At 55.4% G+C, this 22,553-nt stretch carries 21 protein-coding genes and 1 riboswitch; of the genes, 15 read left to right on the top strand and 6 right to left on the bottom strand.

Going from position 1 to position 22,553, the window contains the following annotated elements:
• The first annotated feature begins 264 nt into the window (after nt 1–264).
• From F3J28_RS15790 to rluF, 4 genes are all read left to right on the top strand, one after another.
• Nucleotides 265–1,896 carry a Na/Pi cotransporter family protein gene (locus tag F3J28_RS15790; protein ID WP_008455880.1) on the top strand — a complete coding sequence of 544 codons (1,632 nt, stop codon included), beginning with the start codon at nt 265–267 and terminating at the stop codon, nt 1,894–1,896.
• A 36-nt stretch (nt 1,897–1,932) separates the two neighbouring features.
• The gene (locus tag F3J28_RS15785) at nt 1,933–2,196 is read left to right on the top strand and encodes a type II toxin-antitoxin system CcdA family antitoxin (RefSeq protein ID WP_166877628.1); all 264 of its coding nucleotides are present in this window, start codon (nt 1,933–1,935) and stop codon (nt 2,194–2,196) included.
• On the top strand, nt 2,196–2,510 hold the full coding sequence (locus F3J28_RS15780; RefSeq protein WP_008455875.1) for a CcdB family protein: 315 nt from the start codon (nt 2,196–2,198) through the stop codon (nt 2,508–2,510). Before F3J28_RS15785 ends, F3J28_RS15780 begins: the two co-directional genes overlap by 1 nt.
• A 65-nt stretch (nt 2,511–2,575) precedes the next feature.
• Nucleotides 2,576–3,454, top strand: a complete 879-nt coding sequence (gene rluF, locus F3J28_RS15775) for a 23S rRNA pseudouridine(2604) synthase RluF (RefSeq protein ID WP_008455873.1) — start codon at nt 2,576–2,578, stop codon at nt 3,452–3,454.
• A 1-nt stretch (nt 3,455) separates the two neighbouring features.
• On the opposite strand, the gene F3J28_RS15770 is transcribed toward rluF, so the two are convergent.
• The 3 genes from F3J28_RS15770 to lysC all read right to left on the bottom strand — a co-directional run bounded on the left by F3J28_RS15770 (nt 3,456) and on the right by lysC (nt 6,195).
• Entirely contained in the window at nt 3,456–3,728 is a 273-nt protein-coding gene (locus F3J28_RS15770) for a YjbD family protein (protein ID WP_008455871.1), read from the bottom strand.
• Between the two features lie 91 nt (nt 3,729–3,819).
• Nucleotides 3,820–4,752, bottom strand: coding sequence for a ketopantoate/pantoate/pantothenate transporter PanS (gene panS / locus F3J28_RS15765; RefSeq protein WP_039299431.1), 933 nt, complete (start codon nt 4,750–4,752; stop codon nt 3,820–3,822).
• A 93-nt stretch (nt 4,753–4,845) separates the two neighbouring features.
• Nucleotides 4,846–6,195 carry a lysine-sensitive aspartokinase 3 gene (lysC, locus tag F3J28_RS15760; protein ID WP_166877625.1) on the bottom strand — a complete coding sequence of 450 codons (1,350 nt, stop codon included), beginning with the start codon at nt 6,193–6,195 and terminating at the stop codon, nt 4,846–4,848.
• 102 nt (nt 6,196–6,297) lie between these two features.
• Nucleotides 6,298–6,517: riboswitch (Lysine riboswitch) on the bottom strand.
• A 239-nt stretch (nt 6,518–6,756) separates the two neighbouring features.
• Here lysC and pgi point away from each other — a divergent pair.
• The 6 genes from pgi to psiE all read left to right on the top strand — a co-directional run bounded on the left by pgi (nt 6,757) and on the right by psiE (nt 13,049).
• Nucleotides 6,757–8,406: a glucose-6-phosphate isomerase gene (gene pgi, locus F3J28_RS15755; RefSeq protein WP_008455864.1), complete on the top strand. Its 1,650-nt coding sequence runs from the start codon at nt 6,757–6,759 to the stop codon at nt 8,404–8,406.
• Nucleotides 8,407–8,773: 367 nt separating this feature from the next.
• On the top strand, nt 8,774–9,025 hold the full coding sequence (gene yjbE, locus F3J28_RS15750) for an exopolysaccharide production protein YjbE (RefSeq protein WP_008455862.1): 252 nt from the start codon (nt 8,774–8,776) through the stop codon (nt 9,023–9,025).
• A 62-nt stretch (nt 9,026–9,087) separates the two neighbouring features.
• Nucleotides 9,088–9,726, top strand: a complete 639-nt coding sequence (locus tag F3J28_RS15745) for a YjbF family lipoprotein (RefSeq protein ID WP_166877623.1) — start codon at nt 9,088–9,090, stop codon at nt 9,724–9,726.
• Nucleotides 9,723–10,460, top strand: a complete 738-nt coding sequence (locus tag F3J28_RS15740; RefSeq protein WP_166877620.1) for a capsule biosynthesis GfcC family protein — start codon at nt 9,723–9,725, stop codon at nt 10,458–10,460. Before F3J28_RS15745 ends, F3J28_RS15740 begins: the two co-directional genes overlap by 4 nt.
• The gene (locus tag F3J28_RS15735) at nt 10,460–12,556 is read left to right on the top strand and encodes a YjbH domain-containing protein (RefSeq protein WP_166877617.1); all 2,097 of its coding nucleotides are present in this window, start codon (nt 10,460–10,462) and stop codon (nt 12,554–12,556) included. Before F3J28_RS15740 ends, F3J28_RS15735 begins: the two co-directional genes overlap by 1 nt.
• An 85-nt stretch (nt 12,557–12,641) precedes the next feature.
• Nucleotides 12,642–13,049 (top strand): phosphate-starvation-inducible protein PsiE, encoded by a 408-nt coding sequence (gene psiE / locus F3J28_RS15730; protein WP_008455857.1) that lies wholly within the window; start codon nt 12,642–12,644, stop codon nt 13,047–13,049.
• Between the two features lie 102 nt (nt 13,050–13,151).
• Here the strand turns inward: psiE and malG are convergent, their stop codons facing one another.
• The 3 genes from malG to malE all read right to left on the bottom strand — a co-directional run bounded on the left by malG (nt 13,152) and on the right by malE (nt 17,070).
• The gene (malG, locus tag F3J28_RS15725) at nt 13,152–14,042 is read right to left on the bottom strand and encodes a maltose ABC transporter permease MalG (RefSeq protein WP_008455854.1); all 891 of its coding nucleotides are present in this window, start codon (nt 14,040–14,042) and stop codon (nt 13,152–13,154) included.
• A gap of 11 nt (nt 14,043–14,053) precedes the next feature.
• Nucleotides 14,054–15,598, bottom strand: a complete 1,545-nt coding sequence (gene malF, locus F3J28_RS15720) for a maltose ABC transporter permease MalF (RefSeq protein ID WP_166877613.1) — start codon at nt 15,596–15,598, stop codon at nt 14,054–14,056.
• Nucleotides 15,599–15,879: 281 nt separating this feature from the next.
• Nucleotides 15,880–17,070 (bottom strand): maltose/maltodextrin ABC transporter substrate-binding protein MalE, encoded by a 1,191-nt coding sequence (gene malE, locus F3J28_RS15715; RefSeq protein WP_008455851.1) that lies wholly within the window; start codon nt 17,068–17,070, stop codon nt 15,880–15,882.
• A gap of 374 nt (nt 17,071–17,444) precedes the next feature.
• Here malE and malK point away from each other — a divergent pair, with 374 nt between their 5' ends.
• From malK to ubiA, 5 genes are all read left to right on the top strand, one after another.
• Complete coding sequence (gene malK / locus F3J28_RS15710; protein WP_008455848.1) at nt 17,445–18,554, top strand: maltose/maltodextrin ABC transporter ATP-binding protein MalK; 1,110 nt, start codon at nt 17,445–17,447, stop codon at nt 18,552–18,554.
• A 42-nt stretch (nt 18,555–18,596) separates the two neighbouring features.
• Nucleotides 18,597–19,925, top strand: coding sequence for a maltoporin (locus tag F3J28_RS15705; RefSeq protein WP_166877610.1), 1,329 nt, complete (start codon nt 18,597–18,599; stop codon nt 19,923–19,925).
• 99 nt (nt 19,926–20,024) lie between these two features.
• Nucleotides 20,025–20,981, top strand: a complete 957-nt coding sequence (gene malM / locus F3J28_RS15700) for a maltose operon protein MalM (protein ID WP_166877607.1) — start codon at nt 20,025–20,027, stop codon at nt 20,979–20,981.
• Between the two features lie 190 nt (nt 20,982–21,171).
• Nucleotides 21,172–21,681, top strand: coding sequence for a chorismate lyase (ubiC, locus tag F3J28_RS15695; protein WP_008455844.1), 510 nt, complete (start codon nt 21,172–21,174; stop codon nt 21,679–21,681).
• Nucleotides 21,681–22,553 carry a 4-hydroxybenzoate octaprenyltransferase gene (gene ubiA, locus F3J28_RS15690; RefSeq protein ID WP_166877604.1) on the top strand — a complete coding sequence of 291 codons (873 nt, stop codon included), beginning with the start codon at nt 21,681–21,683 and terminating at the stop codon, nt 22,551–22,553. Before ubiC ends, ubiA begins: the two co-directional genes overlap by 1 nt.

The raw sequence follows: 22,553 nt of genomic DNA, 5'->3' as shown, positions 1-22,553 counted from the left end.
AAACCTGTTATCTTTCCTTACAACTTACAAGGCGCTCTGGGGGCGCCTTGTCTCTTTATTGAAGTTAAACCCTTATACTGAAGGATGGTGGCTATTTTTGCTTCGGGAACCCTAAAAACTTTACCCTAAATAATTCGAATTGCAGGAAGGCGACAAGACCGACAATCCCCGGGAGCATAGCTAACTATGTGACTGGGGTGGGCGGGTGCAGTCAACGCACCTGCGGTTTGAAGTATGACGGGTATATAAGGAGAACAAGAATCCGTGCTGACGTTGTTACACCTGCTGTCCGCCGTTTCGCTGCTGGTCTGGGGCACGCACATTGTGCGCACCGGTATCATGCGCGTTTACGGTGCCAACCTGCGCAGTGTGCTTAGCCACAGCGTAGAAAAGAAACCGCTCGCCTTCTGCGCCGGGATAGGCGTGACCGCGCTGGTGCAGAGCAGTAATGCCACCACCATGCTGGTGACCTCGTTCGTTGCCCAGGATTTGGTGGCGCTCGCCCCTGCGCTGGTGATTGTGCTGGGAGCTGATGTCGGTACAGCGCTAATGGCGCGTATCCTGACTTTCGATCTTTCGTGGCTTTCGCCGCTGCTGATTTTCATCGGCGTAATCTTCTTCCTCAGCCGCAAGCAGACTCGCGCCGGGCAGCTTGGCCGCGTGGGGATTGGCCTAGGTCTTATTCTGCTGGCGCTCGAGCTGATTGTGGGGGCCGTTACGCCGATTACCCAGGCGAACGGCGTTCAGGTGATCTTTGCTTCCCTGACCGGCGACATCATGCTCGACGCGCTGATTGGCGCGATGTTTGCCATTATCAGCTATTCGAGCCTGGCTGCTGTCCTGTTGACGGCCACGCTGACCTCCACCGGCGTGATCTCGTTTGATGTGGCGCTGTGTCTGGTCATCGGGGCTAACCTCGGCTCCGGCCTGCTGGCAATGATCAATAACAGCGCTGCGAATGCTGCCGCCCGTCGTGTGGCGTTGGGCAGCCTGCTGTTCAAGCTGGTGGGCAGCCTGCTGGTGCTGCCGTTTGTGCATGTCCTGGCCCGGCTGATGCACCACCTGCCGTTGCCGGAGTCTGAACTGGTTATCTACTTCCACGTGTTCTACAACCTGATTCGTTGCCTGGTAATGGTGCCGTTTGCCGAGCCAATGGCACGCTTCTGCCGCCGGGTGATCAGCGAAGCGCCGGAAGTCGACGCCCGAATGAAGCCGAAGCACCTCGATCCTACGGCGCTGGATACTCCCGCGCTGGGGTTATCTAACGCCGCGCGGGAAACCCTGAGGATGGGCGACGTGCTGGAGCAGATGCTGGAAACCTGGAGCAAGGTGATGCACGGCGAGCCGCGCCAGGAAAAAGAGCTGCGCAAGCTGGCCGACGACGTGGACGTGCTGTATACCGCCATCAAACTTTACCTTGCGCAGATGCCGAAGGAAGATCTGGCGGAAATGGAGTCGCGCCGCTGGGCGGAAATCATCGAAATGTCGCTGAACCTGGAGCAGGCGGCGGACATCATCGAACGTATGGGCAGCGAGGTGGCGGATAAATCTCTCGCCGCTCGCCGGGCCTTCTCGCCGGACGGCCTGACCGAGCTGGATAACCTGCTCCAGCAGTTGATCAGCAACCTGCAGCTGAGCCTGTCGGTGTTCTTCTCGAGTGACCTGGGCAGTGCCCGCCGGCTGCGCCGGAACAAACACCGCTTCCGCATCATGAACCGCCGCTACTCCCATGCCCACGTTGATCGCCTGCACCAGCAGAACGTGCAGAGCATCGAGACCAGCTCGCTGCACCTCGGGCTGCTGGGGGACATGAAGCGCCTGAACTCGTTGTTCTGTTCCGTTGCCTACAGCGTGCTGGACCAACCGGACGATGACGACGAGCGGGATGAATATTGATCGTCAACCCGGTATCGCTCTATAATTGAATAATGTATGCGCATTACAATGGGGGTTAATATGCGTGTTGAAAGTGCAGCCGCTAAAAAATCGGTGAATGTCACGCTAGCGCCGGAGATTCTGGATGAGGCCCGTAAGCTGAAACTAAATATCTCGGCGGTACTGACCGAGGCATTAATCGAGAAATTTCGCGAAAACGCTCGGGCTGAGTGGCTCAAGGATAATCAGGAAAAGATTGCCGCGCTTAATGAGTTTGTTGAGGAGCACGGCTCGTTCAGTGATTTTCAGAGGAGCTTCTGATGGAACAGTTTCACGCCTACGAAAATACTGGCGCAGGGAAGAAAACGTATCCTTATCTCATCAATATGCAGCACCCCATTGCTGATGCCTTAAAGCATGTCCTGGTCATTCCCGTTATTGAACGCGAATTACTGGGTGCCATGCCTCCAGAAAAAATCTGCCCCATCGTGACGATTGAGGGGCAGCCTTGCGTGGCGATGACTCACATGATGGCAGGTATTCCGCTTAAAGAACTCGGTGCTTCAGTCGCGGATTTGACGCATTACAGAGATGAGCTGTGTGGCGCCGTTGATTTTATGATTCAGGGTTACTAACAAGCCCATTTTGCGGTTCGCAACGCCCTGCGGGTAAGGTATAGTCCTGGGTTTTCGGAGGAGCCATGCTGACTAATTCATCTATTCGTCTTAACAAATACATCAGCGAGAGCGGGATCTGCTCACGCCGTGACGCCGATCGCTACATCGAACAGGGCAACGTTTTTATTAACGGCAAACGCGCCAAAATTGGCGATCAGGTTTTTGCCGGCGACAGCGTGAAGGTGAATGGTCAGCTCATCGAACCCCGCAACGAAGAAGACCTGGTGCTCATTGCGCTGAATAAGCCGGTGGGAATTGTAAGCACCACGGAAGACGGCGAGAAAGACAACATCGTGGACTATGTGAACCACAGCAAGCGCGTGTTCCCCATTGGACGCCTGGACAAAGATTCTCAGGGGCTGATTTTCCTCACCAACCACGGCGACCTGGTGAACAAAATTCTGCGTGCCGGGAACGACCATGAGAAAGAGTACGTGGTCACGGTGAACAAGCCGGTTACCGACGAGTTTATTCGTGGTATGGGGGCAGGCGTACCGATTCTGGGCACCGTCACCAAGAAATGCAAAGTTAAAAAAGAAGCGCCGTTTGCGTTTCGCATCACCCTGGTTCAGGGGCTGAACCGCCAGATCCGCCGCATGTGTGAACACTTTGGCTATGAAGTGACGAAGCTGGAGCGTACGCGCATCATGAACGTTAATCTCACTGGGATCCCGCTTGGGGAATGGCGCGACCTGACGGATGATGAACTGATTGAGCTGTTTAAGCTGATTGAGGATTCGTCCTCTGAGGCGAAACCGGCTAAAAAAGCGAAGCCAAAAGCGGCCAGCCCGGCGGCGAAAAAACCGTTGGTAAGCGGCCCGAAAAGCTCAGCCAAAACGCCCGCTGAGCTTGCCTCGCGTAAACGCTTTGCTTCTCCAGGCCGGAAGAAAAAGGGCCGTTAAACTAGCGTTTGCCTCGCGTATGGTTGTTGGCTGACCATGAATAAGTCGTCGTCGTATCCGGCTTTAAGGCATTTTGTTTCTTCAGCTGGCGAGCTTTCTTAGCCGCCAGCGCTCGTTCCGCCATCAGCTTGTCGATGTACTCTTTTTTTACCTGATTAGTCTCTGAGTTGGTCAACGTACGACCGTGGGCAATGCGGGCGCGATCCAGCAGCGTTTTTAGCTCACGCTGTTCGCTTTCCGTCATGTCTTGCTGTGTCAGTCTGGCTGTGGCCATCGTTGCAATCTCCCAGGAAAGGACCTTCAGTGTAAAACAAACCCACCGCGCCGACGAGACAAAAAAGCCTGCATCAGCAGGCTTTTAACGATTATTTTTTGCCGTCTGGCTTCGGCGTTATCGCTTTGCCGGACCAATACCCGGCCAGCAGAGAGCCGGACAGATTGTGCCAGACGGAGAACAGCGCGCCGGGCAGCGCTGCGAGCGGCGAGAAGTAAATTTTACCCAACGTGGCCGCAAGACCGGAGTTCTGCATCCCCACTTCGATGGCCAGCGTCCGACAGGTCGACTCGTCAAACCCAAACAGCCGCCCGCCCCAGTAACCGCCGAGCAGGCCAATGGTGTTATGCAGAATCACCGCGACAATCACCACCAGACCAACGGAAGCGATGTGTGACGCCGAACCTGCCACAACTGCGCTAATGATGGCGAGAATACAAAGCATGGAAAACGCAGGCAGCCACGGTTCCACGCGCTTTACCAGGCGTGGAAACAGGTGATGCACAATCAGGCCAAGGCCAATCGGGATGATGACGATTTGCAGAATACTGACCAGCATGCCCATCACATCGACTTTAATGTCGGCGTCGACATAGAGACGGGTTAGCAGCGGTGTGGCAAATACGCCGACCAGCGTAGAAACAGAAGATATTGTTACGGAGAGCGCAACATCACCTTTGGCCAAGTAAATCATGACGTTGGACGCCGTGCCGCTGGCTACGCTGCCGACCAGCACCATCCCGGCTGACAGGTCGGGCGGCATATGGAACAACATTGCCAGCAGCCACGCCGCCAGCGGCATCACCAGGTAATGCAGAAAAATGCCTGCAGCTACCGGGGCCGGGCGGGACAGCACGCGTTTAAAGTCTTCAAGTCGCAGGTGGACGCCCATGCCAAACATAATAAGCATTAGCAGCGTGCTGACCCACGGGCCAATTGGGGTAAAGGTTGAGGGGGTATAATACGCAGCGACGGAGAGCAGCAGCGCCCAAAGCGGGAACAGCCGGGTTAGGGTGGCGATCATAGCGGTGTCCTTGCAGAGTTTGTGTTGTTTTATGGTTATAAAAAAAGCCGGGTGCGAGCCCGGCTTTCTGTATTCATGGCATGGATTGGACGGTTATTCAAACAGGTTGCGGTGCAGTTTCTGCACGACCTGCTCGGCATCGTCGCCAGGCACCAGGAAGCACAGGTTGTAGCTGGACGCGCCGTAGCAAATCATGCGGATGTTGAACGGGTCGAGCACGCCGAACACTTCTTTGCCTACGCCACAGGCCTGGGACAGCTTATTGCCGATGATGGCCACCAGCGCCAGGTTCTCTTCGACTTCCACGCGGCACAGCGATGAAAGCTCGGTGAGTAGCGCGGTGGTCAGCAGGCTGTCGCCGGTGGAGGTAGAGCCTGTGGTGTCCATAGTCAACGCCACGCTCACTTCGGAGGTGGTGATCAGATCCACTGAAATATTATGGCGAGCCAGAATGCTGAACACTTCCGCGAGGAAACCACGGGAATGGAGCATGTGCAGGCTGTGCAGCGTCAGCAGCGTTTGCTTGCGACGTACCGCAAGGGCGCGGAAGAGCGGTGGATTTTCCGTTTTTTTGCATACCAAAGTTCCGCCAGCAGCAGGATCTTTGCTGGAGCCAACGAACACCGGAATGTCGCAGCGCACGGCGGGCAGCAGCGTGGCCGGGTGCAGGACTTTCGCGCCAAAGGTCGCCATTTCAGCGGCTTCTTCAAAGGCGATGCGGTCAATGCGTTTTGCCGCAGGTACCATACGCGGATCGGTGGTGTAGATGCCCGGCACGTCGGTCCAGATATCTACGCGCGCGGCATTTAACGCTTCACCAAGCAGCGCGGCGGTATAGTCACTGCCGCCGCGGCCAAGCGTGGTCGTTCTGCCTTTTTCTTCGCTCCCGATAAAGCCCTGAGTGATCACCAGGGATTCCGCGAGGCGCGGCATCATCTGCTGGCTTGCCAGTTCCGCCAGCGCGACGATATCCGGTTCGGCACGGCCGAAGCGGTCGTTGGTGCGCATGACTTTACGAATGTCGAACCACTGCGCTTCCACCTGACGTTCACGCAGAATTTCCACGAATAGCAGGGTGGACATTAATTCGCCGTGGCTGACCAGTTCATCGGTCAGCGCGGTGGAGGTCGCCAGAGAGGCGGCTTCCGCAAGGGTCGTGATGTTTTCAAGCAGGCGGTCGATTTCTTCGCGAATAACGTCCGGATTCGCCAGACGCTCAACGATGTTGTACTGGATTTTGCGGATGGCATCGAGCTTGACGAAGCGCTCGGTCGCTTCGAGGCCTTCGGCCAGAGCAACCAGCAGGTTAGTCACGCCAGCGGAGGCGGAAAGCACCACCACGCGGACGTGGCTATCGGCCAGCACCACATCGGCGCTGCGGTTCATCGCGTCGAAATCGGCGACGCTGGTCCCACCAAATTTGGCGACTACGGTTTGAGACATAACTACCTCGTGTCAGGGGCCATTAACTGGCAAAAAAGTATTCAGCCTTGGCACAAGGGAAGAGCGGTAAACGGGTGGGCGCAGAGCAGGAGAACTACGATATCACCCAGAAGTGCTCCACCTTGTCTATCCAGCTTTGGAGCCGGATATGAAACGCTCGACTGCGAACGTTTCTGGTGACAACCCAGAGGATTCAGCCCCTGCAGCCGACAATAAGCGTGACCAGCCGCTTCATCATCTCGGCGTTGCTCCCCCTCACGTATCGTCCTTGTTACTGGTTTCTCGGATACGATTTTCTGGGCAACGCGCCTCTTCTGGCCTGCGCACGCGCAGGTAGCGCCTAATAAATAAAGCTTCGGCGAAGGCATGTCAACTGCGGGGTTATGCGGATTTTTCATGTTAAATCGGTAATCAGGAATTTAACTTATAAGAGGGTATTTTTGCCGCTTTTTAGGGGGTTACGGGAAACCCTCGGTTAATGGCATAAAATCAATCACAATTTTTGCCTGCAGGCGCTACAATCGACCGAAGTCACAATTCTCAAATCAGAAGAGTATTGCTATGAAAAACATCAACCCGAAGCAGACCTCTGCCTGGCAGGCACTCCAGAAACATTACGATGAGATGAAAGACGTTACGCTTTCCGACCTGTTCGCGAAAGATAACGACCGCTTCAGCAAGTTCTCCGCAACCTTCGATGACCTGATGCTGGTGGACTTCTCCAAAAACCGCATCACCACCGAAACTCTCGAAAAACTGCAGGCGCTGGCGAAAGAAACCGATCTGCAGAGCGCGATCAAATCCATGTTCGCCGGCGAGAAAATCAACCGCACCGAAGACCGCGCCGTGCTGCACGTTGCGCTGCGTAACCGCAGCAACACGCCTATCGTGGTCGATGGCAAAGACGTGATGCCGGAAGTGAACGCGGTGCTTGAGAAGATGAAAGCCTTCTCTGAAAGTATCATCAGCGGGAACTGGAAAGGCTACACCGGCAAAGCCATCACCGACGTGGTTAACATCGGTATCGGCGGCTCTGACCTCGGCCCATTCATGGTTACCGAAGCGCTGCGTCCATACAAAAATCACCTCAACATGCACTTTGTGTCCAACGTTGACGGTACCCACATTGCCGAAGTGCTGAAGAAAGTTAACCCGGAAACCACGCTGTTCCTGGTGGCCTCTAAAACCTTCACCACTCAGGAAACGATGACTAACGCCCACAGCGCGCGTGACTGGTTCCTGCGTGCCGCTGGCGATGAAAAGCACGTGGCAAAACACTTCGCTGCGCTGTCCACCAACGGGAAAGCCGTCGGTGAGTTTGGTATCGACACCGCAAACATGTTCGAATTCTGGGACTGGGTTGGCGGCCGCTACTCTCTGTGGTCCGCGATTGGCCTGTCCATCATTCTGTCCGTGGGCTTCGACAACTTTGTTGAGCTGCTGTCCGGCGCGCACGCGATGGACAAACACTTCTCCACCACGCCTGCCGAGCAAAACCTGCCGGTTCTGCTGGCGCTGATCGGCATCTGGTACAACAATTTCTTCGGTGCTGAAACTGAAGCGATTCTGCCATACGACCAGTACATGCATCGCTTTGCCGCCTACTTCCAGCAGGGCAACATGGAGTCCAACGGTAAGTACGTTGACCGCAACGGCAACGCCGTGGACTACCAGACTGGCCCAATTATCTGGGGTGAGCCGGGTACCAACGGGCAGCACGCGTTCTACCAGCTGATTCACCAGGGGACCAAAATGGTGCCTTGCGACTTCATCGCACCGGCTATCAGCCATAACGCGCTGTCGGATCACCATCCAAAACTGCTGTCTAACTTCTTCGCACAGACCGAAGCGCTGGCGTTCGGGAAATCCCGTGAAGTGGTTGAGCAGGAATACCGTGACCAGGGTAAAGATCCGGCTACGCTGGACCACGTTGTGCCGTTCAAAGTGTTCGAAGGCAACCGCCCAACCAACTCTATCCTGCTGCGCGAAATTACCCCGTTCAGCCTGGGCGCGCTGATTGCACTTTACGAACACAAAATCTTCACCCAGGGCGCGATCCTGAACATCTTCACCTTCGACCAGTGGGGCGTGGAGCTGGGCAAACAGCTGGCTAACCGCATCCTGCCAGAGTTGGGTGACGACAAACAAATCGCCAGCCACGACAGCTCAACCAACGGCCTGATTAACCGCTATAAAGCATGGCGTGATTAATTAAACCGCGTGATGTAAATATGCCAGCCTCGTGCTGGCATATTTTTTATAAGAGTTATCCCCTTGTCGTCATAATTCTCGACATTGCCACCCTGAGGTTAATCCGAAAAATGATTTTCCCACCGCTTTGTCAGGTCTTTAATTTAAGATTATATTGAATTGATCTTTCTAAAATACATTAATAAATAATTGTTTTTATTTGATTTATTTTTATTAAAATATAACTCAGGTCTTGATTTTTACTCTTTTTCTTAAAGTTCACTCCTTATTTCCTGCAGGCTAATTCATCACATTGTGTTGTGTATACTCGATCGCGCCTGAAACCTTTTCAGGTAAATCTCCATTCATTCAATGAAGGGAAATTGTAATGAGAAAAACCCTTTATGGCGCTTTAGCCATATTTACGCTGGCTGCCGCCGGCGCGGCGAATGCTGACCCTGTAGCTGTGGGTGATGCGGCCGGCGCGCAGGCGACGTCTGTGTCTGCAGGCAGTTCTGCTGCAACCAGCGCCAGCACTGTTGGTTCTGCGGTCGGTGTGGCATTAGCCGCAACCGGTGGCGGCGACGGTTCAAACACCGGAACCACCACAACCACGACGACCAGCACCACCACCCGTTAACGTTTGGGTGTTTTTAACCATAACCACACTTCGGTGTGGTTATTTTAAATCGGGGAATCACCGTGCAGCGACTCGCAATACTCTTTGTCTGTCTGTTACTCCAGGCGTGCTCAGCGACCACCAGAGGGCTTGGCACCTCGCTTTGGAACAGTATTGCCGGAGGTGGGGGCGTGCAGCTTACCGACGATGAAATTGCCGAGATGCGCTACGCGAGCCAGTACATGAGCATCAACAACGGCCCGCAGCTGTTTGTGGTGCTCGCCTATAACGAAGACGGCCAGCAGAAGTGGGTGACGCAGGACAGATCGGTCATCGTCACGCAGAACGGCCGCATTGTGAAAACCTCCGGGCTGGGCGACAACCTGACGGAAGTGACCAACCTGGCCCGTGACCCGCTGGCGAACGTGAAACAGATTAAGGATGGCGCGAGCTGGACCCGGCAGATGGCCTGGACTGAACGCCAGCAGGTTCGCTACGCCACCGCAACGTCCACCTTTGAATTTGACGGCACCGACACGGTGAAGCTTGGCAGTAGCGTGACCAAAGTACGCGTCCTGGAAGAAGAGGTAACCGCGCTCGGGAAAAGCTGGACGAACCGCTATTGGGTGGATGATGAAGGCCAAATCCGCAAATCAAAACAGTACCTTGGCCCCGGCTACTGGCCCATTACCACGCTTCTTGTGAAGGCGGCAAAACAATGAAAAAACTCCCCTTTACGTTTATGGCTCTGCTTTTTGCCAGCGCCTTTACCCACGCAGAAAGTACCGTGACGGTCTATACCCAACCGCAAACGCAGCCGCGGGTGATTAAAGATGCCGCCAGGCTGGCGGATTTGGTGACTAACCCTGCGTTAAGCCGCACCTGGTGGCCTGCGGCGGTGATTAGCACCCGGCAGGCAAGCGCCGCAGAAGAGCAAAAACACCAGCAGCTTCTGGCGCGCCTGGCTGAAGTGGCAGCGGACGAAGGCGGAGATGACGGCGCGGCAATCAACGGACTGCGCCAGCAGCTCAGCGCTATGCATGTGACCGGGCGGCAGTTTGTCAATCTGGACCCCGACTGGGTTCGCCTTCGCCCACAATCAAACGTGCCGCTTCAGGGGGAATACAGTCTTTGGGCCGGCCCGCAGCCCACAACCATCACCCTGGTGGGATTAGTCAGTTCTCCCGGCGTGAAACCTTTTACCCCCGGACGCAGCGTGGATGACTATCTGGACGACGTCAGCCTGTTGAGCGGGGCCGAAAGAAGTTATGCCTGGGTGATTTACCCGGACGGCAAAATCGAAAAAGCGCCAGTTGCTTACTGGAATAAACGCCATAGAGAACCATCGCCAGGTAGCCTCATCTTTGTGGGATTCTCTGACCGCCTTTTCAGCTCCACCTTTGATGAGCTGAACCAGCAGATTCTTAATACCCTGACCCATCGGATACCGGATTAATGAAAAAACGTTACCTGTATAGCCTGATTGCGCTGGCGGTGACTTCCGCCTGCCGCGCCGAAACGTATCCGGCTCCCGTTGGCCCTTCGCAGGCAGACTTTGGCGGCGCGGGTCTGCTGCAAACGCCGACGGCGCGCATGGCGCCTGAGGGCGAATTTAATCTCAACTACCGCGACAACGATCAGTACCGCTTCTACTCCGCCTCCATGCAGCTTTTCCCCTGGATGGAGGCCACGCTGCGCTACACCGACGTGCGCACACGTCACTACAGTAGCGTGAAGGCTTTCTCGGGTGACCAGACCTATAAAGACAAAGCGTTTGACGTGAAATTCCGCCTGTGGGAAGAGGGCTACTGGCTGCCTCAGGTCTCTGCCGGTATTCGTGACCTGGGCGGCACCGGGCTGTTTGACGGTGAATATGTGGTGGCGAGCAAAGCCTGGGGGCCATTCGACTTCAGCCTTGGCATGGGCTGGGGGTATTTAGGCACCAGCGGCAACATCAAAAACCCGCTCTGTGAATACAGCGACAAGTACTGCCACCGGGATAACAGCTACCAAATGGCGGGCTCCTTCAACTTTAGCGGCATGTTTCACGGCCCGACGTCGCTGTTTGGCGGCGTAGAGTACCAGACGCCGTGGCAGCCACTCAGGCTGAAGGTTGAATATGAGGGCAACAACTACAGCCATGAGTTTGCGGGGAAAATAGACCAGCGCAGCAGCGTTAACGTCGGCGCTATCTACCGGGTGACCGACTGGGCCGACGTGAACATGAGCTACGAGCGCGGCAACACCTTTATGTTTGGCGTGACGCTCCGCACCAACTTCAATGACCTCAAGCCGGGGTACAACGATTCCCGTCGTCCTGAGTACCAGCCGCACCCGCAGGACGAAATTCTGCAGCACAACGTGGTGGCCAATCAGCTGACCGACCTGAAATACAACGCCGGGCTGATCAACCCGAACATTCAGGTCAAAGGGGATACGCTCTACGTCACGGGCGAGCAGGTGAAATACCGCAACTCCCGCGAAGGCATCGAACGCGCCAACCGCATCGTGATGAATGACCTGCCGGATAATATTCGCACCATCCGCATTACCGAAAGCCGGATTAATATGCCGCAGGTTACCACTGAAACGGACGTGGCCAGCCTGCGTCGGCACCTTGAGGGGGAGCCGCTGGGGCAGGAAACGACGCTGGTACAAAAACGCGTTGAGCCGGTAGTGCCAGAAAGCACCGAACAGGGATATTACATCGAGAAGTCGCGCTTTAATTATTCGGTAGATCCGATTCTCAACCAGTCTATCGGCGGCCCGGAAAGCTTCTATATGTACCAGGTCGGGGTGATGGGGAACGTCGATTACTGGCTGACGGATCACCTGTTAACCAGCGGCAGCCTGTTTGCCAACGTCGCCAATAACTACGACAAATTTAACTACACCAATCCGCCAATGGATTCTACGCTGCCGCGCGTGCGTACCCACGTTCGCGAATATGTAGAAAACGATGTTTACATCAACAACCTGCAGGCCAACTACTTCCAGTATTTCGGGCATGGGATTTACGGCCAGGTTTATGCGGGCTATCTGGAAACCATGTACGGCGGGGCGGGGGCCGAGCTGCTTTACCGTCCGGTGGACAGCAACTGGGCGATCGGCGTCAACGGCAACTACGTCAAACAGCGTGACTGGCGCAGTTCGCAGGACATGATGAAATTTACCGACTACAGCGCCAAAACAGGGCATATCACCGGCTACTGGACACCGCCGTTTGCTCAGGATGTGCTGGTTAAGCTCAGTATCGGCCAGTATCTGGCGCAGGATAAAGGCGGCACGCTGGAGATTTCCAAACACTTTGACAGCGGGATCGTGGTGGGCACCTACGCCACCATCACCAACGTGTCGAAGAAAGAGTATGGCGAGGGGGACTTCACCAAAGGTTTCTACATCAATGTGCCGCTGGATATCTTCTCGGCTTACCCAACCCGCAGCCGGGCGCAGGTGACCTGGACACCGCTGACGCGTGACGGCGGGCAGATGCTGGGCCGTAAGTTTGACCTGTATGGGGTGACCAGCGACCGCAGCGAAAATTTCCGCTAACGAAGGTAAGTAAATAAACTAGATCAAGATCACATTTTAGACGTATAACAGCCTCTCAAGACCACAATAAAAATGAGAGGCCGTTATGCCTGCGACACCGCGTTTTTCCTGGATTTCTACCGTCATGCAGACGGTGCTTAATCTGGGCCTGTTAGCCCTTGGGCTGATTTTGATTATCTTCCTCGGCAAAGAGACCATTCACCTGGCCACCGTATTGTTTGCGCCGGGGGATGACGCCAGCTCGTATCTGTTTATCGAGGGGCTGGTGGTCTATTTCCTCTATTTCGAATTTATCGCGCTGATTGTGAAGTACTTTCAGTCGGGCTATCACTTCCCGCTGCGCTACTTTATCTACATCGGCATTACCGCAGTTGTTCGCCTGATTATCATTGACCACAGTTCGCCGCTGGACGTGCTGATCTACTCGGCCGCGATTCTGGTGCTGGTGATTACGCTTTGGTTGTGTAACAGCCAGCGCCTGAAGCGGGAATAAAAAAGGGCGGCCCTGGGGCCGCCTGAATAAAGTGCTAAGGTCAAAGTGAGGGTTGCAGTGGTATGGCATAAAGATGAAGCAAATGACTTTCAGGGATAAACGTTAACCTTTCACCCCGCCAGCGGTCAGGCCGCTCACCAGCCAGCGCTGGGCCAGCAGGAACACAACGGTAATCGGTATCGCGGAGAGCACCGCCGCGGCGGCAAAATCGCCCCACAGGTAGTTCTGCGGGTTAAGGTATTGCTGCATCCCCACGGCCAGCGTGTAGCTGTCCACGTCGCGCAGCAGCAGCGAAGCCACCGGCACCTCGGTAATCGCGGCAATAAACGACAGAATAAAGACCACGGCCAGAATCGGTACCGACAGCGGCAGCAGCACCAGACGGAATGCCTGCCACGGCGTCGCGCCATCCAGCGCGGCAGCCTCTTCCAGCGAACCATCAATCGTTTCGAAATAACCCTTAATCGTCCAGACGTGAAGCGCTATCCCGCCTAAATACGCAAAGATCACCCCACCGTGCGTGTTCAGACCAATAAACGGAATGTACTGGCCCAGGCGATCAAACAGGGCATACAGCGCCACCAGAGACAGCACCGCCGGGAACATCTGGAAAATCAGCATCCCTTTCAGCAGCGTGGCTTTCCCGGGGAAACGCATACGGGCAAAAGCGTAGGCGCAGGTTGTAGAAAGGGTAACGATACCTATCGCCGTGATCCCGGCAATTTTTATCGAGTTCCACAGCCAGAGCAGCACCGGGAACGGTGGCGGCGTGACGCGACCGTCCGCGTGCTCAACGCTAAAGCCAAGCGCCAGCTTCCAGTGTTCCCATGAAACCTGGTCCGGGATCAGGCTCCCGGTGGCAAAGTTACCCGGACGCAGCGAGATGGCGATGACCATCAGCAGCGGGAACATGATTGCCGCGATAAACAGCAGCAGCAGAAAGTGCGTGAGAAACAGACGCAGCTTTTGAGATTTGGGTTGCACCATGGCCATCGTCGGTCTCCTTAATCAAACTTCATGCGGGTGGCTTTCAGGTTCACAATCGCAAGGCCGCCCACCAGCAGGAAGATAAGCGTTGCGATAGCTGCAGCCAGGCCAAAGTCCTGACCGCCGCCGCCTTCAAAGGCGATGCGGTAGGTGTAGCTCACCAGCAGGTCGGTATAACCCGCTGGCGTGGTCGTCCCGAGTCTGTCCGGGCCGCCGTTGGTCAGCAGCTGAATCAGAACGAAGTTGTTAAAGTTAAAGGCGAAGCTGGCAATCATCAGCGGCGTGAGCGGCTTAATCAGCAGCGGGAGCGTGATTTTAAAGAAGTTCTGGAACGGGCCCGCGCCGTCCATCGCCGACGCCTCATAAAGATCGTCAGGAATCGCTTTCAGCAGCCCCATGCACAGAATCATCATGTAGGGATAACCCAGCCAGGTATTGACGATGATGATCATTGAGCGAGCGGTGGTTGGGTCGCTGAACCAGGCGGGCTTAATGCCGAACAGTGCACTCAGCATCATATTGATTTCGCCAAAGCTTTGGTTGAATAAGCCTTTGAAAATCAAAATGGAAATAAACGAAGGTACGGCGTAGGGCAGAATCAACAACAGGCGGTAAGCCGCCTTGCCTTTGAGCGCTTCCCACTGCACTACGCAGGCTAGCACCATCCCCACAGCGACGGTAAGAATCACCGTCAGCACCGAGAAAATCACTGTCCAGACGAAGATAGCCAGGAACGGTTTTTGGATCCCGTCATCGTGAAAAACGCGCAGGAAGTTTTTCCAGCCGATGGTGACCGTATAGCCCGGGCTTAGCTGTTCTCCGGCCCAGCTGCCGTCGGCGTTTACCGACTCGTAAAAACCAATATGGTCGTTCGGGGCGTATTTTACGCTGGTCTGGTTATTGGTCAGCTCGCCGTTTTCCGCCAAAGTGTAGAGCGGGCGTGTGCCGGAAAACTGGCGAAGCGAGCTCATCACCACCTTACTTTCATCCGGCAACACAGCGGTTATCTGGCTCAGCGCCTGGCGGTTTTGGGCGATCACGCGCAGGTTGCCGCGCTCGCCGGTTGGCAACGCATCGGCTTCTTTCAGCCGGATTTTTTGTTCACCACCAAAGGTAAACTTGTCCGAGACATAGTTTTTCCCGCTTTCCCCGTCGGTGAGCGCTAACGTCCATTCATTGCCGTCTGGGTAAAGGCCAAAGTTGAACGTTTTGCCTGCCTGGTACTGGCGGTCCATCAGCACCTGCTGCGCGCGTTCAAACGTCAGCTGGTTGGTGCTGCTGTAGTTGGTAAAAGCGATAGCGATAGTGCAGATCAGCGGGAAGAGGACGAACAGCCCCATGCCGGCCATGCCGGGATAAACGTAGCGCCAGGCGTATGCCTTACGGTTAGCAAAAATATAGAGGCCAAGTGAGCTTAAAATCAGCGTCATTATGGCGAACAGGTACTCCCCCTGGGCGTACATTAAAACCACAAGATAGCCAACCAGCAGGCCTAATGCCCCGATGAGTGACCATTTCAGTCCCTCGCTTTGCCACCAGCGGCTCTTTTTAACTGCATCCATGGGGTGTTCCTCTACAGCGTGTTATTTCCCCTCACCCTAACCCTCTCCCCAAGGGGGAGAGGGGACAGAAAGGGCCTGTTTTCTCACTCCAGCGGGGAAGCGGGCTCAATCCGCATTCCGTCTCCCCTGCGGGAGAGAACCGGACTCAATCCGAATTCCGTCTTCCCAGCGGGAGAGAGCCGGGCTCCGTCCGAATTCCGTCTTCCCAGCGGGAGAGAACCGGGCTCCGTCCGAATTCCCCCTCTCCCCTATGGGGAGAGGGCCGGGGTGAGGGGCAAGATTTACTTAGTGATACGTCCCTGTGCATCCTTCAGCGCAGCATCAACTGTCTGGCGGCCGCTAACGGCATTGATAACCGCGGTGCGTACCGCATACCAGAAGGCAGACATCTGAGGAATATTAGGCATAATCTCGCCCTTCTGGGCGTTATTCATGGTGGCGGCAATGCGTGGATCTTTCGCCAACTGCTCCTGGAACGATTTCAGCGCCACGGCACCGAGCGGTTTGTCCTTGTTCACATCTGCCAGACCCTGGTCGGTCAGCAGGTAGTTCTCAAGGAACTCTTTCGCCAGTTCTTTATTCGGGCTGGCGGCGTTGATACCGGCGCTCAGGACGCCGACAAACGGTTTAGACGGCTTGCCTTTAAAGGTAGGCAGCAGCGTCACGCCGTAGTTGATTTTGCTCTTGTCTATGTTAGACCAGGCCCACGGGCCGTTGATCGTCATCGCCGTGTCGCCTTTGTTAAACGCGGCTTCGGCAATTGAGTAGTCGGTGTCGGCGTTCATCTGCTTGTTCTTGATCATATCGACCAGGAAGCTCAGGCCGGCTTTCGCCCCCGCGCTGTCTACGCCCACATCTTTCACATCATATTTGCCGTTTTCGAACTTGAAGGCATACCCGCCGTCTGCCGCAATTAGCGGCCAGGTGAAGTACGGTTCCTGCAGGTTGAACATCAGCGCGCTCTTACCTTTGGCCTTCAGCTCTTTATCCAGGGCGGGGATCTCCTCCCAGGTTTTCGGCGGGTTTGGGACCAGGTCTTTGTTATAAATCAGCGACAGCGCCTCTACCGCAATCGGGTAAGCGATAAATTTGCCGTTGTAACGTACGGCGTCCCAGGTAAACGGATAGAGTTTGTCCTGGAAGGCTTTGTCTGGGGTGATTTCGGCCAAAAGACCGGACTGCGCATAGCCACCGAAGCGGTCGTGAGCCCAGAAGATAATGTCCGGGCCATCGCCGGTTGCCGCCACCTGTGGGAATTTTTCTTCAAGCTTATCAGGATGTTCAATGGTGACTTTAATACCGGTATCTTTCTCAAACTTCTTACCGACTTCGGCCAGGCCGTTGTAGCCCTTATCGCCGTTAATCCAGATGACCAGTTTGCCTTCTTCGATTTTTGCCAGTGCAGAGGCGGAAAGCATCATCGTTGCCAGGGCTGACAAAGCGAGAACGCGGGCGCCGGTTTTCATTTTCATGTTCCCATCCTTTTGAGTGGTGGTGTGCGCTTCATAGGGTAGTGCAGATTCACGGTGCTAAGTCTGCGGAGATGGCAAGCGCTTCTCATCCTCCTTTGCTCTACGCCCCTGGGCAGTTATCTGTGATCTGCTTTGCATAACTCAGCGTTATGTGTCCTGGCGCACATAAAAACACAGCGAAAACTGAAGCCGCGATCACGAAAATCCCTTGTGCCGCCTGCAACCGGTTGCAGATACCACGCTCTCATCCTCCCGCCTCCTCCCCCATAAAAAAGCCATAGGGCGGAGGATTTACCAAATGTAGCTATCCCTCATAGTCGGACACATCTTGAATCACCTGTCCGACGGCAGGCGGCAGTAATGAGGGAGTGGTAATGGCGAGCGTGCAGCTACGGAACGTAACAAAAGCCTGGGGTGACGTGGTGGTGTCGAAAGATATCAATCTCGACATCAATGAGGGAGAGTTTGTGGTTTTTGTCGGGCCATCTGGCTGCGGTAAATCAACGCTGCTGCGAATGATCGCAGGCCTTGAAACCATCACCAGCGGCGAGCTGCTGATTGGTGAAAAACGGATGAATGACACCCCTCCCGCCGAGCGTGGCGTGGGCATGGTCTTTCAGTCATACGCCCTCTATCCCCATCTCTCCGTCGCCGAAAACATGTCCTTTGGCCTGAAGCTTGCCGGGGCAAAAAAAGACGAGATCAACCAGCGCGTAAATCAGGTTTCCGAAACCTTACAGCTCGCGCATTTGTTGGAGCGCCGCCCGAAGGCGCTGTCCGGTGGGCAACGTCAGCGCGTCGCGATTGGCCGAACCCTGGTGGCGGAGCCGCGAGTGTTCCTGCTGGATGAGCCGCTTTCCAACCTGGATGCCGCACTGCGTGTGCAGATGCGCATTGAGATCTCCCGCCTGCACAAGCGCCTGGGCCGCACGATGATTTACGTGACCCACGACCAGATTGAGGCGATGACCCTGGCCGACAAAATCGTCGTGCTGGATGCCGGCCGGATTGCGCAGGTCGGGAAACCGCTAGAACTGTATCACTACCCGGCAGACCGCTTTGTGGCGGGCTTTATCGGGTCGCCAAAAATGAACTTCCTGCCGGTAAAAGTGACCGCGACGGCCATTGACCAGGTGCAGGTGGAATTGCCTAACCGTCAGCATGTCTGGCTGCCGGTGGAAAGCCGCAACGTTCAGGTGGGGGCCAATATGTCACTTGGCATTCGCCCGGAACACCTGCTGCCGAGCGACATTGCTGATGTCACCCTTGAAGGGGAAGTGCAGGTCGTTGAGCAGTTGGGACATGAGACTCAGATTCACATCCAAATCCCCGCCATTCGTCAAAACCTGGTTTACCGCCAGAACGACGTGGTGTTGGTAAAAGAGGGTGCCACATTCGCTATTGGCCTGCCGCCAGAGCGCTGTCATCTGTTCCGAGAAGATGGCACCGCATGTCGTCGGTTGCATCAAGAGCCCGGCGTTTAAGCATTCCCATAAAAAAGAAAAGCAATGATCTCAGGAGATAGAATGATGATTACTCTGCGCAAACTCCCACTGGCGGTCGCCGTGATTGCAGGCATCGTGTCTGCACAGGCCGGCGCCGTTGACTTCAAGGGTTATGCTCGTTCCGGTATTGGCTGGACAGGTAGCGGCGGCCAGCAGCAGTGTTTTAAAGCGACAGGTGCCGGTTCTAAATACCGTCTGGGTAACGAATGTGAAACTTATGCTGAAATTGAGTTAGGTCAGCAAGTTTGGCAGGAAGCCGATAAAAGCTTCTATGTTGACACTATGATTGGTTATGCCACCAACCAGCTGAACGATGACGAGGACACCAACGGTGGCCCGCGCGTACGTCAGATGAACGTGGTGGGTAAAAACCTGATCGACGCGCTGCCGGGGGCCAATATTTGGGCAGGTAAGCGCTACTACAAACGTCATGACGTCCACATGATCGACTTCTACTACTGGGACGTTTCTGGCCCGGGTGCTGGCCTGGAAGATATTAACCTGGGCTTCGGTAAACTCTCCCTGGCCGCAACCCGTAACGGTGAAGCGGGCGGTTCAGAAGCCTTCATCAACGGCACGACCAAAAAACAAGATCTGGCGAACGATATCTTTGATATCCGTTTAGGCCAAATGGAAGTGAACCCAGGCGGTTCTCTGGAAGTTGGCTTTGATTACGGTCGCGCCAATACCAGCAAGCACTACGACTACAATTATGGCGTGCAGGATCCGACTAAAAATGGTTGGTTGGGTACCGTGGAGCATACCCAGACCTTCCTCGGCACCAGCCTGAACAAATTTGTGGTGCAGTACGGCACCAACGCGATGGCGCAAACCAACGGCACCGGGCGCCCGAATACCTTCCAAAACAACGACGGTAAAATGCTGCGCGTGATCGACCACGGGGCGATCGACTTCAACGATACCTGGGGCCTGATGTACGTGGGTATGTACCAGGATATCAACCGTGATGATAAGAACGGTACCCAGTGGTGGACCGTGGGCGTTCGTCCTATGTACAAATGGACGCCAATCATGAGCACCCTGCTGGAAGTTGGCTACGACAACGTGAAGTCTCAGCTGACCGACAAGAGCAACAACCAGTACAAAATCACCCTGGCACAGCAGTGGCAGGCGGGGAACAGCATCTGGTCTCGTCCGGCTATCCGCGTCTTTGCAACCTACGCCAAGTGGGATGAAAAATGGGGCTACTCCTCCGGTGATTCCAATGACGCTAACTTCGTAGCTGGCACGCCAGGCGGGATTGCTTTCAGCGATACCAGCGCCCGTACTTTCAGCCGCGGCAACGACAGCGAAGTCACCTTCGGTGCTCAGATGGAAGTCTGGTGGTAAGTTAACCCGCCGCGCGGGTGCTTAGCGCCCGCCGGTTTCACATGCCTGACCCGTCTCTTTTTTGCCTGAAGGAGACGGGTTCGCTTCGAGGATAAAACAATGAAAAAACATCTTCTCGCGCTTTGCCTGCTTCCCGTTCTGGGCTTATCCTCCGTGCCGGCCGCTTTTGCTGCCAACACGGCGATTAACCCACAGAATGTCTCAACCGCACCGTCTATTCCTACGGAAAAATTACAAAGTCTGCCGTGGATTCCGTTGATGCCACCCGTTAGCCAGGATGTGGTCCTGAGCGCTTCTTCGGCCAGCCTTAACGTCGGGGAACTCACCGGGAGCGTAGCCGCCTTCGTGCTGCCAGCGGATCAGGGCTCACTGGAAATCACGCTGACCAGCCTGGTAAAAGACCTGAGCGTTTATGCGCCAAACGTCCTGATTCTCGACGGGCAGATGCAGCCTTCTGCTTTCTTCCCGAGCAGTTACTTCCAGTACCAGAAACCGGGCATGACCTCCGGCAACCGTCTGGAAAACGTCATGAAGTTGACTCCGATGATGGGTCAGAAGCAGATTTATATGCTGGTCTACACCACCAAACACGATCTGACGGAAACCACCCGGATGATCAACCCGGCGAAGCTCTATGCCGAGGGGGCAAGTAACGCGATTCCTGACGTTGCCGACCCGATTGCCCGCCACAGCGGGCAGGGTACGCTGACGGTACAAGTGAAAACCGAACAGAACAGCGGCAACATCATGATCGGTAAGATCTTCGGCGGATCCGATACGAAGCCTATTGTCGTGGGTAACGTAACCCCGCCGCCGGCCTACTCCGCTCCGGCCGCTGCCCCAGCGCCAGTTGCCGCATCTGCTCCGGCCCCGGCCCCGGCCGCGAAGAGCGAGCCGATGCTCAATGATACGGAAAGCTACTTTAACCGCGCGATTAAACAGGCTGTGGATAAAGGCGACATTGATAAAGCCCTGAAACTGCTGAATGAAGCCGAGCGCCTGGGTTCCACCTCCGCCCGTAAAACTTTTATCAGCAGTGTAAAAGGCAAGGGGTAATTCTCTCCCCACGTTGCTGATGCTTGAAGTATTGGTGCGCTCAGGCGCACCTTTTTTTTCCGTAGCCTAAAAGCTTTAAGCTGCTGTTGCTCAATTGTTGCGGTATTTGCCGCGAGTGTTGCCATTCATTGCCCGCCGGGTGATGTTCTGCGTTACAATGCCATCAGGTTATGTATCGGAGAGTATTCCCATGTCCGACGCGCTGTCGCCGTTGCGCGCCCTGAATTTCTACACTGAGGTCCCGCAAGGGCTTAGCTCCGCTTATCTCGACTGGCTGTTGCTGGAAGATTCGATGACTAAACGCTTCGAACAGCACTGCCAAAAAGTCACCGTCCGCATCGTGCGCGAAGGTTTTGTCCCTGCTGGCAATGATTTGCCCGAAGCCGATTTATTACCTGCCTCTGCGCGTTACTGGCTGCGGGAAATTATCCTCTGCGGGGATGACGAACCCTGGCTGCTGGGGCGCACCGTGGTGCCTGAAAGCACGCTTGATGGCCCTGAGCTGGCTTTGCAAAAGCTTGGCGATACGCCGCTCGGGCGCTACCTTTTTAGTTCATCAACCCTGACGCGTGACTATATTGAGATTGGCCGCAGCGCCGAACTGTGGGGACGCCGTTCCCGACTGAGACTTTCCGGTAAGCCTTTGTTGCTGACCGAACTGTTCCTGCCGGCATCTCCGCTGTACGAAGAGGAAAAATAATGGAGTGGAGTCTTAAGCAGGGAAAACTGCTGGCTTATCACCGGTTAATGCGTACCGATAAGCCCATTGGCGCTTTGTTGCTGCTATGGCCCACGCTGTGGGCGCTGTGGGTGGCCACCCCGGGCTTACCCTCGCTGCTGAATCTGGTTGTTTTTATCGCTGGCGTCTGGCTGATGCGCGCCGCGGGTTGCGTGGTGAACGATTATGCCGACCGTAAATTTGATGGTCACGTAAAGCGTACCGCGCAGCGCCCGCTGCCCAGTGGCGCAGTTTCTGAGAAAGAAGCGAAGGTGCTGTTCGCGGTGCTGGTGGGCCTGGCTTTCCTGCTGGTGCTGACGCTCAACACCATGACGATCTTGCTGTCCGTGGCCGGCCTGGCGCTGGCATGGGTGTATCCGTTTATGAAGCGCTACACCCATTTGCCTCAGGTGGTGCTGGGTGCGGCTTTTGGCTGGTCCATTCCTATGGCATTTGCCGCCGCCAGCGAATCGGTGCCGCTAAGCTGCTGGCTGATGTTCTTCGCTAACATTTGCTGGACCGTGGCGTACGACACACAGTATGCGATGGTCGACCGCGACGACGACCTGAAGATTGGTATTAAGTCGACGGCGATTCTGTTTGGCCGCAACGATAAGCTGATCATCGGCCTGCTGCAAATCGCCACCATGCTGTTGATGGGCGTTGTGGGCTGGCTCAATGGGCTGGGGGGCTTGTTCTACTGGTCAATTTTGCTGGCGGGCGGGCTGTTTGTGCATCAGCAGAAGCTGATCGCCAAACGCGAGCGCGAAGGCTGCTTTAAAGCGTTTATGAACAATAACTATGTCGGGTTGGTGCTGTTCCTGGGCCTGGCGTTGAGCTACCTGCATTTCTGA

The sequence above is a fragment of the Enterobacter sp. Ap-1006 genome (assembly GCF_011752835.1).
GTDB lineage: Bacteria > Pseudomonadota > Gammaproteobacteria > Enterobacterales > Enterobacteriaceae > Cedecea.
Note: the sequence above shows the minus strand (reverse complement) of the source record. Positions and strands in the feature narration are given on the sequence as shown.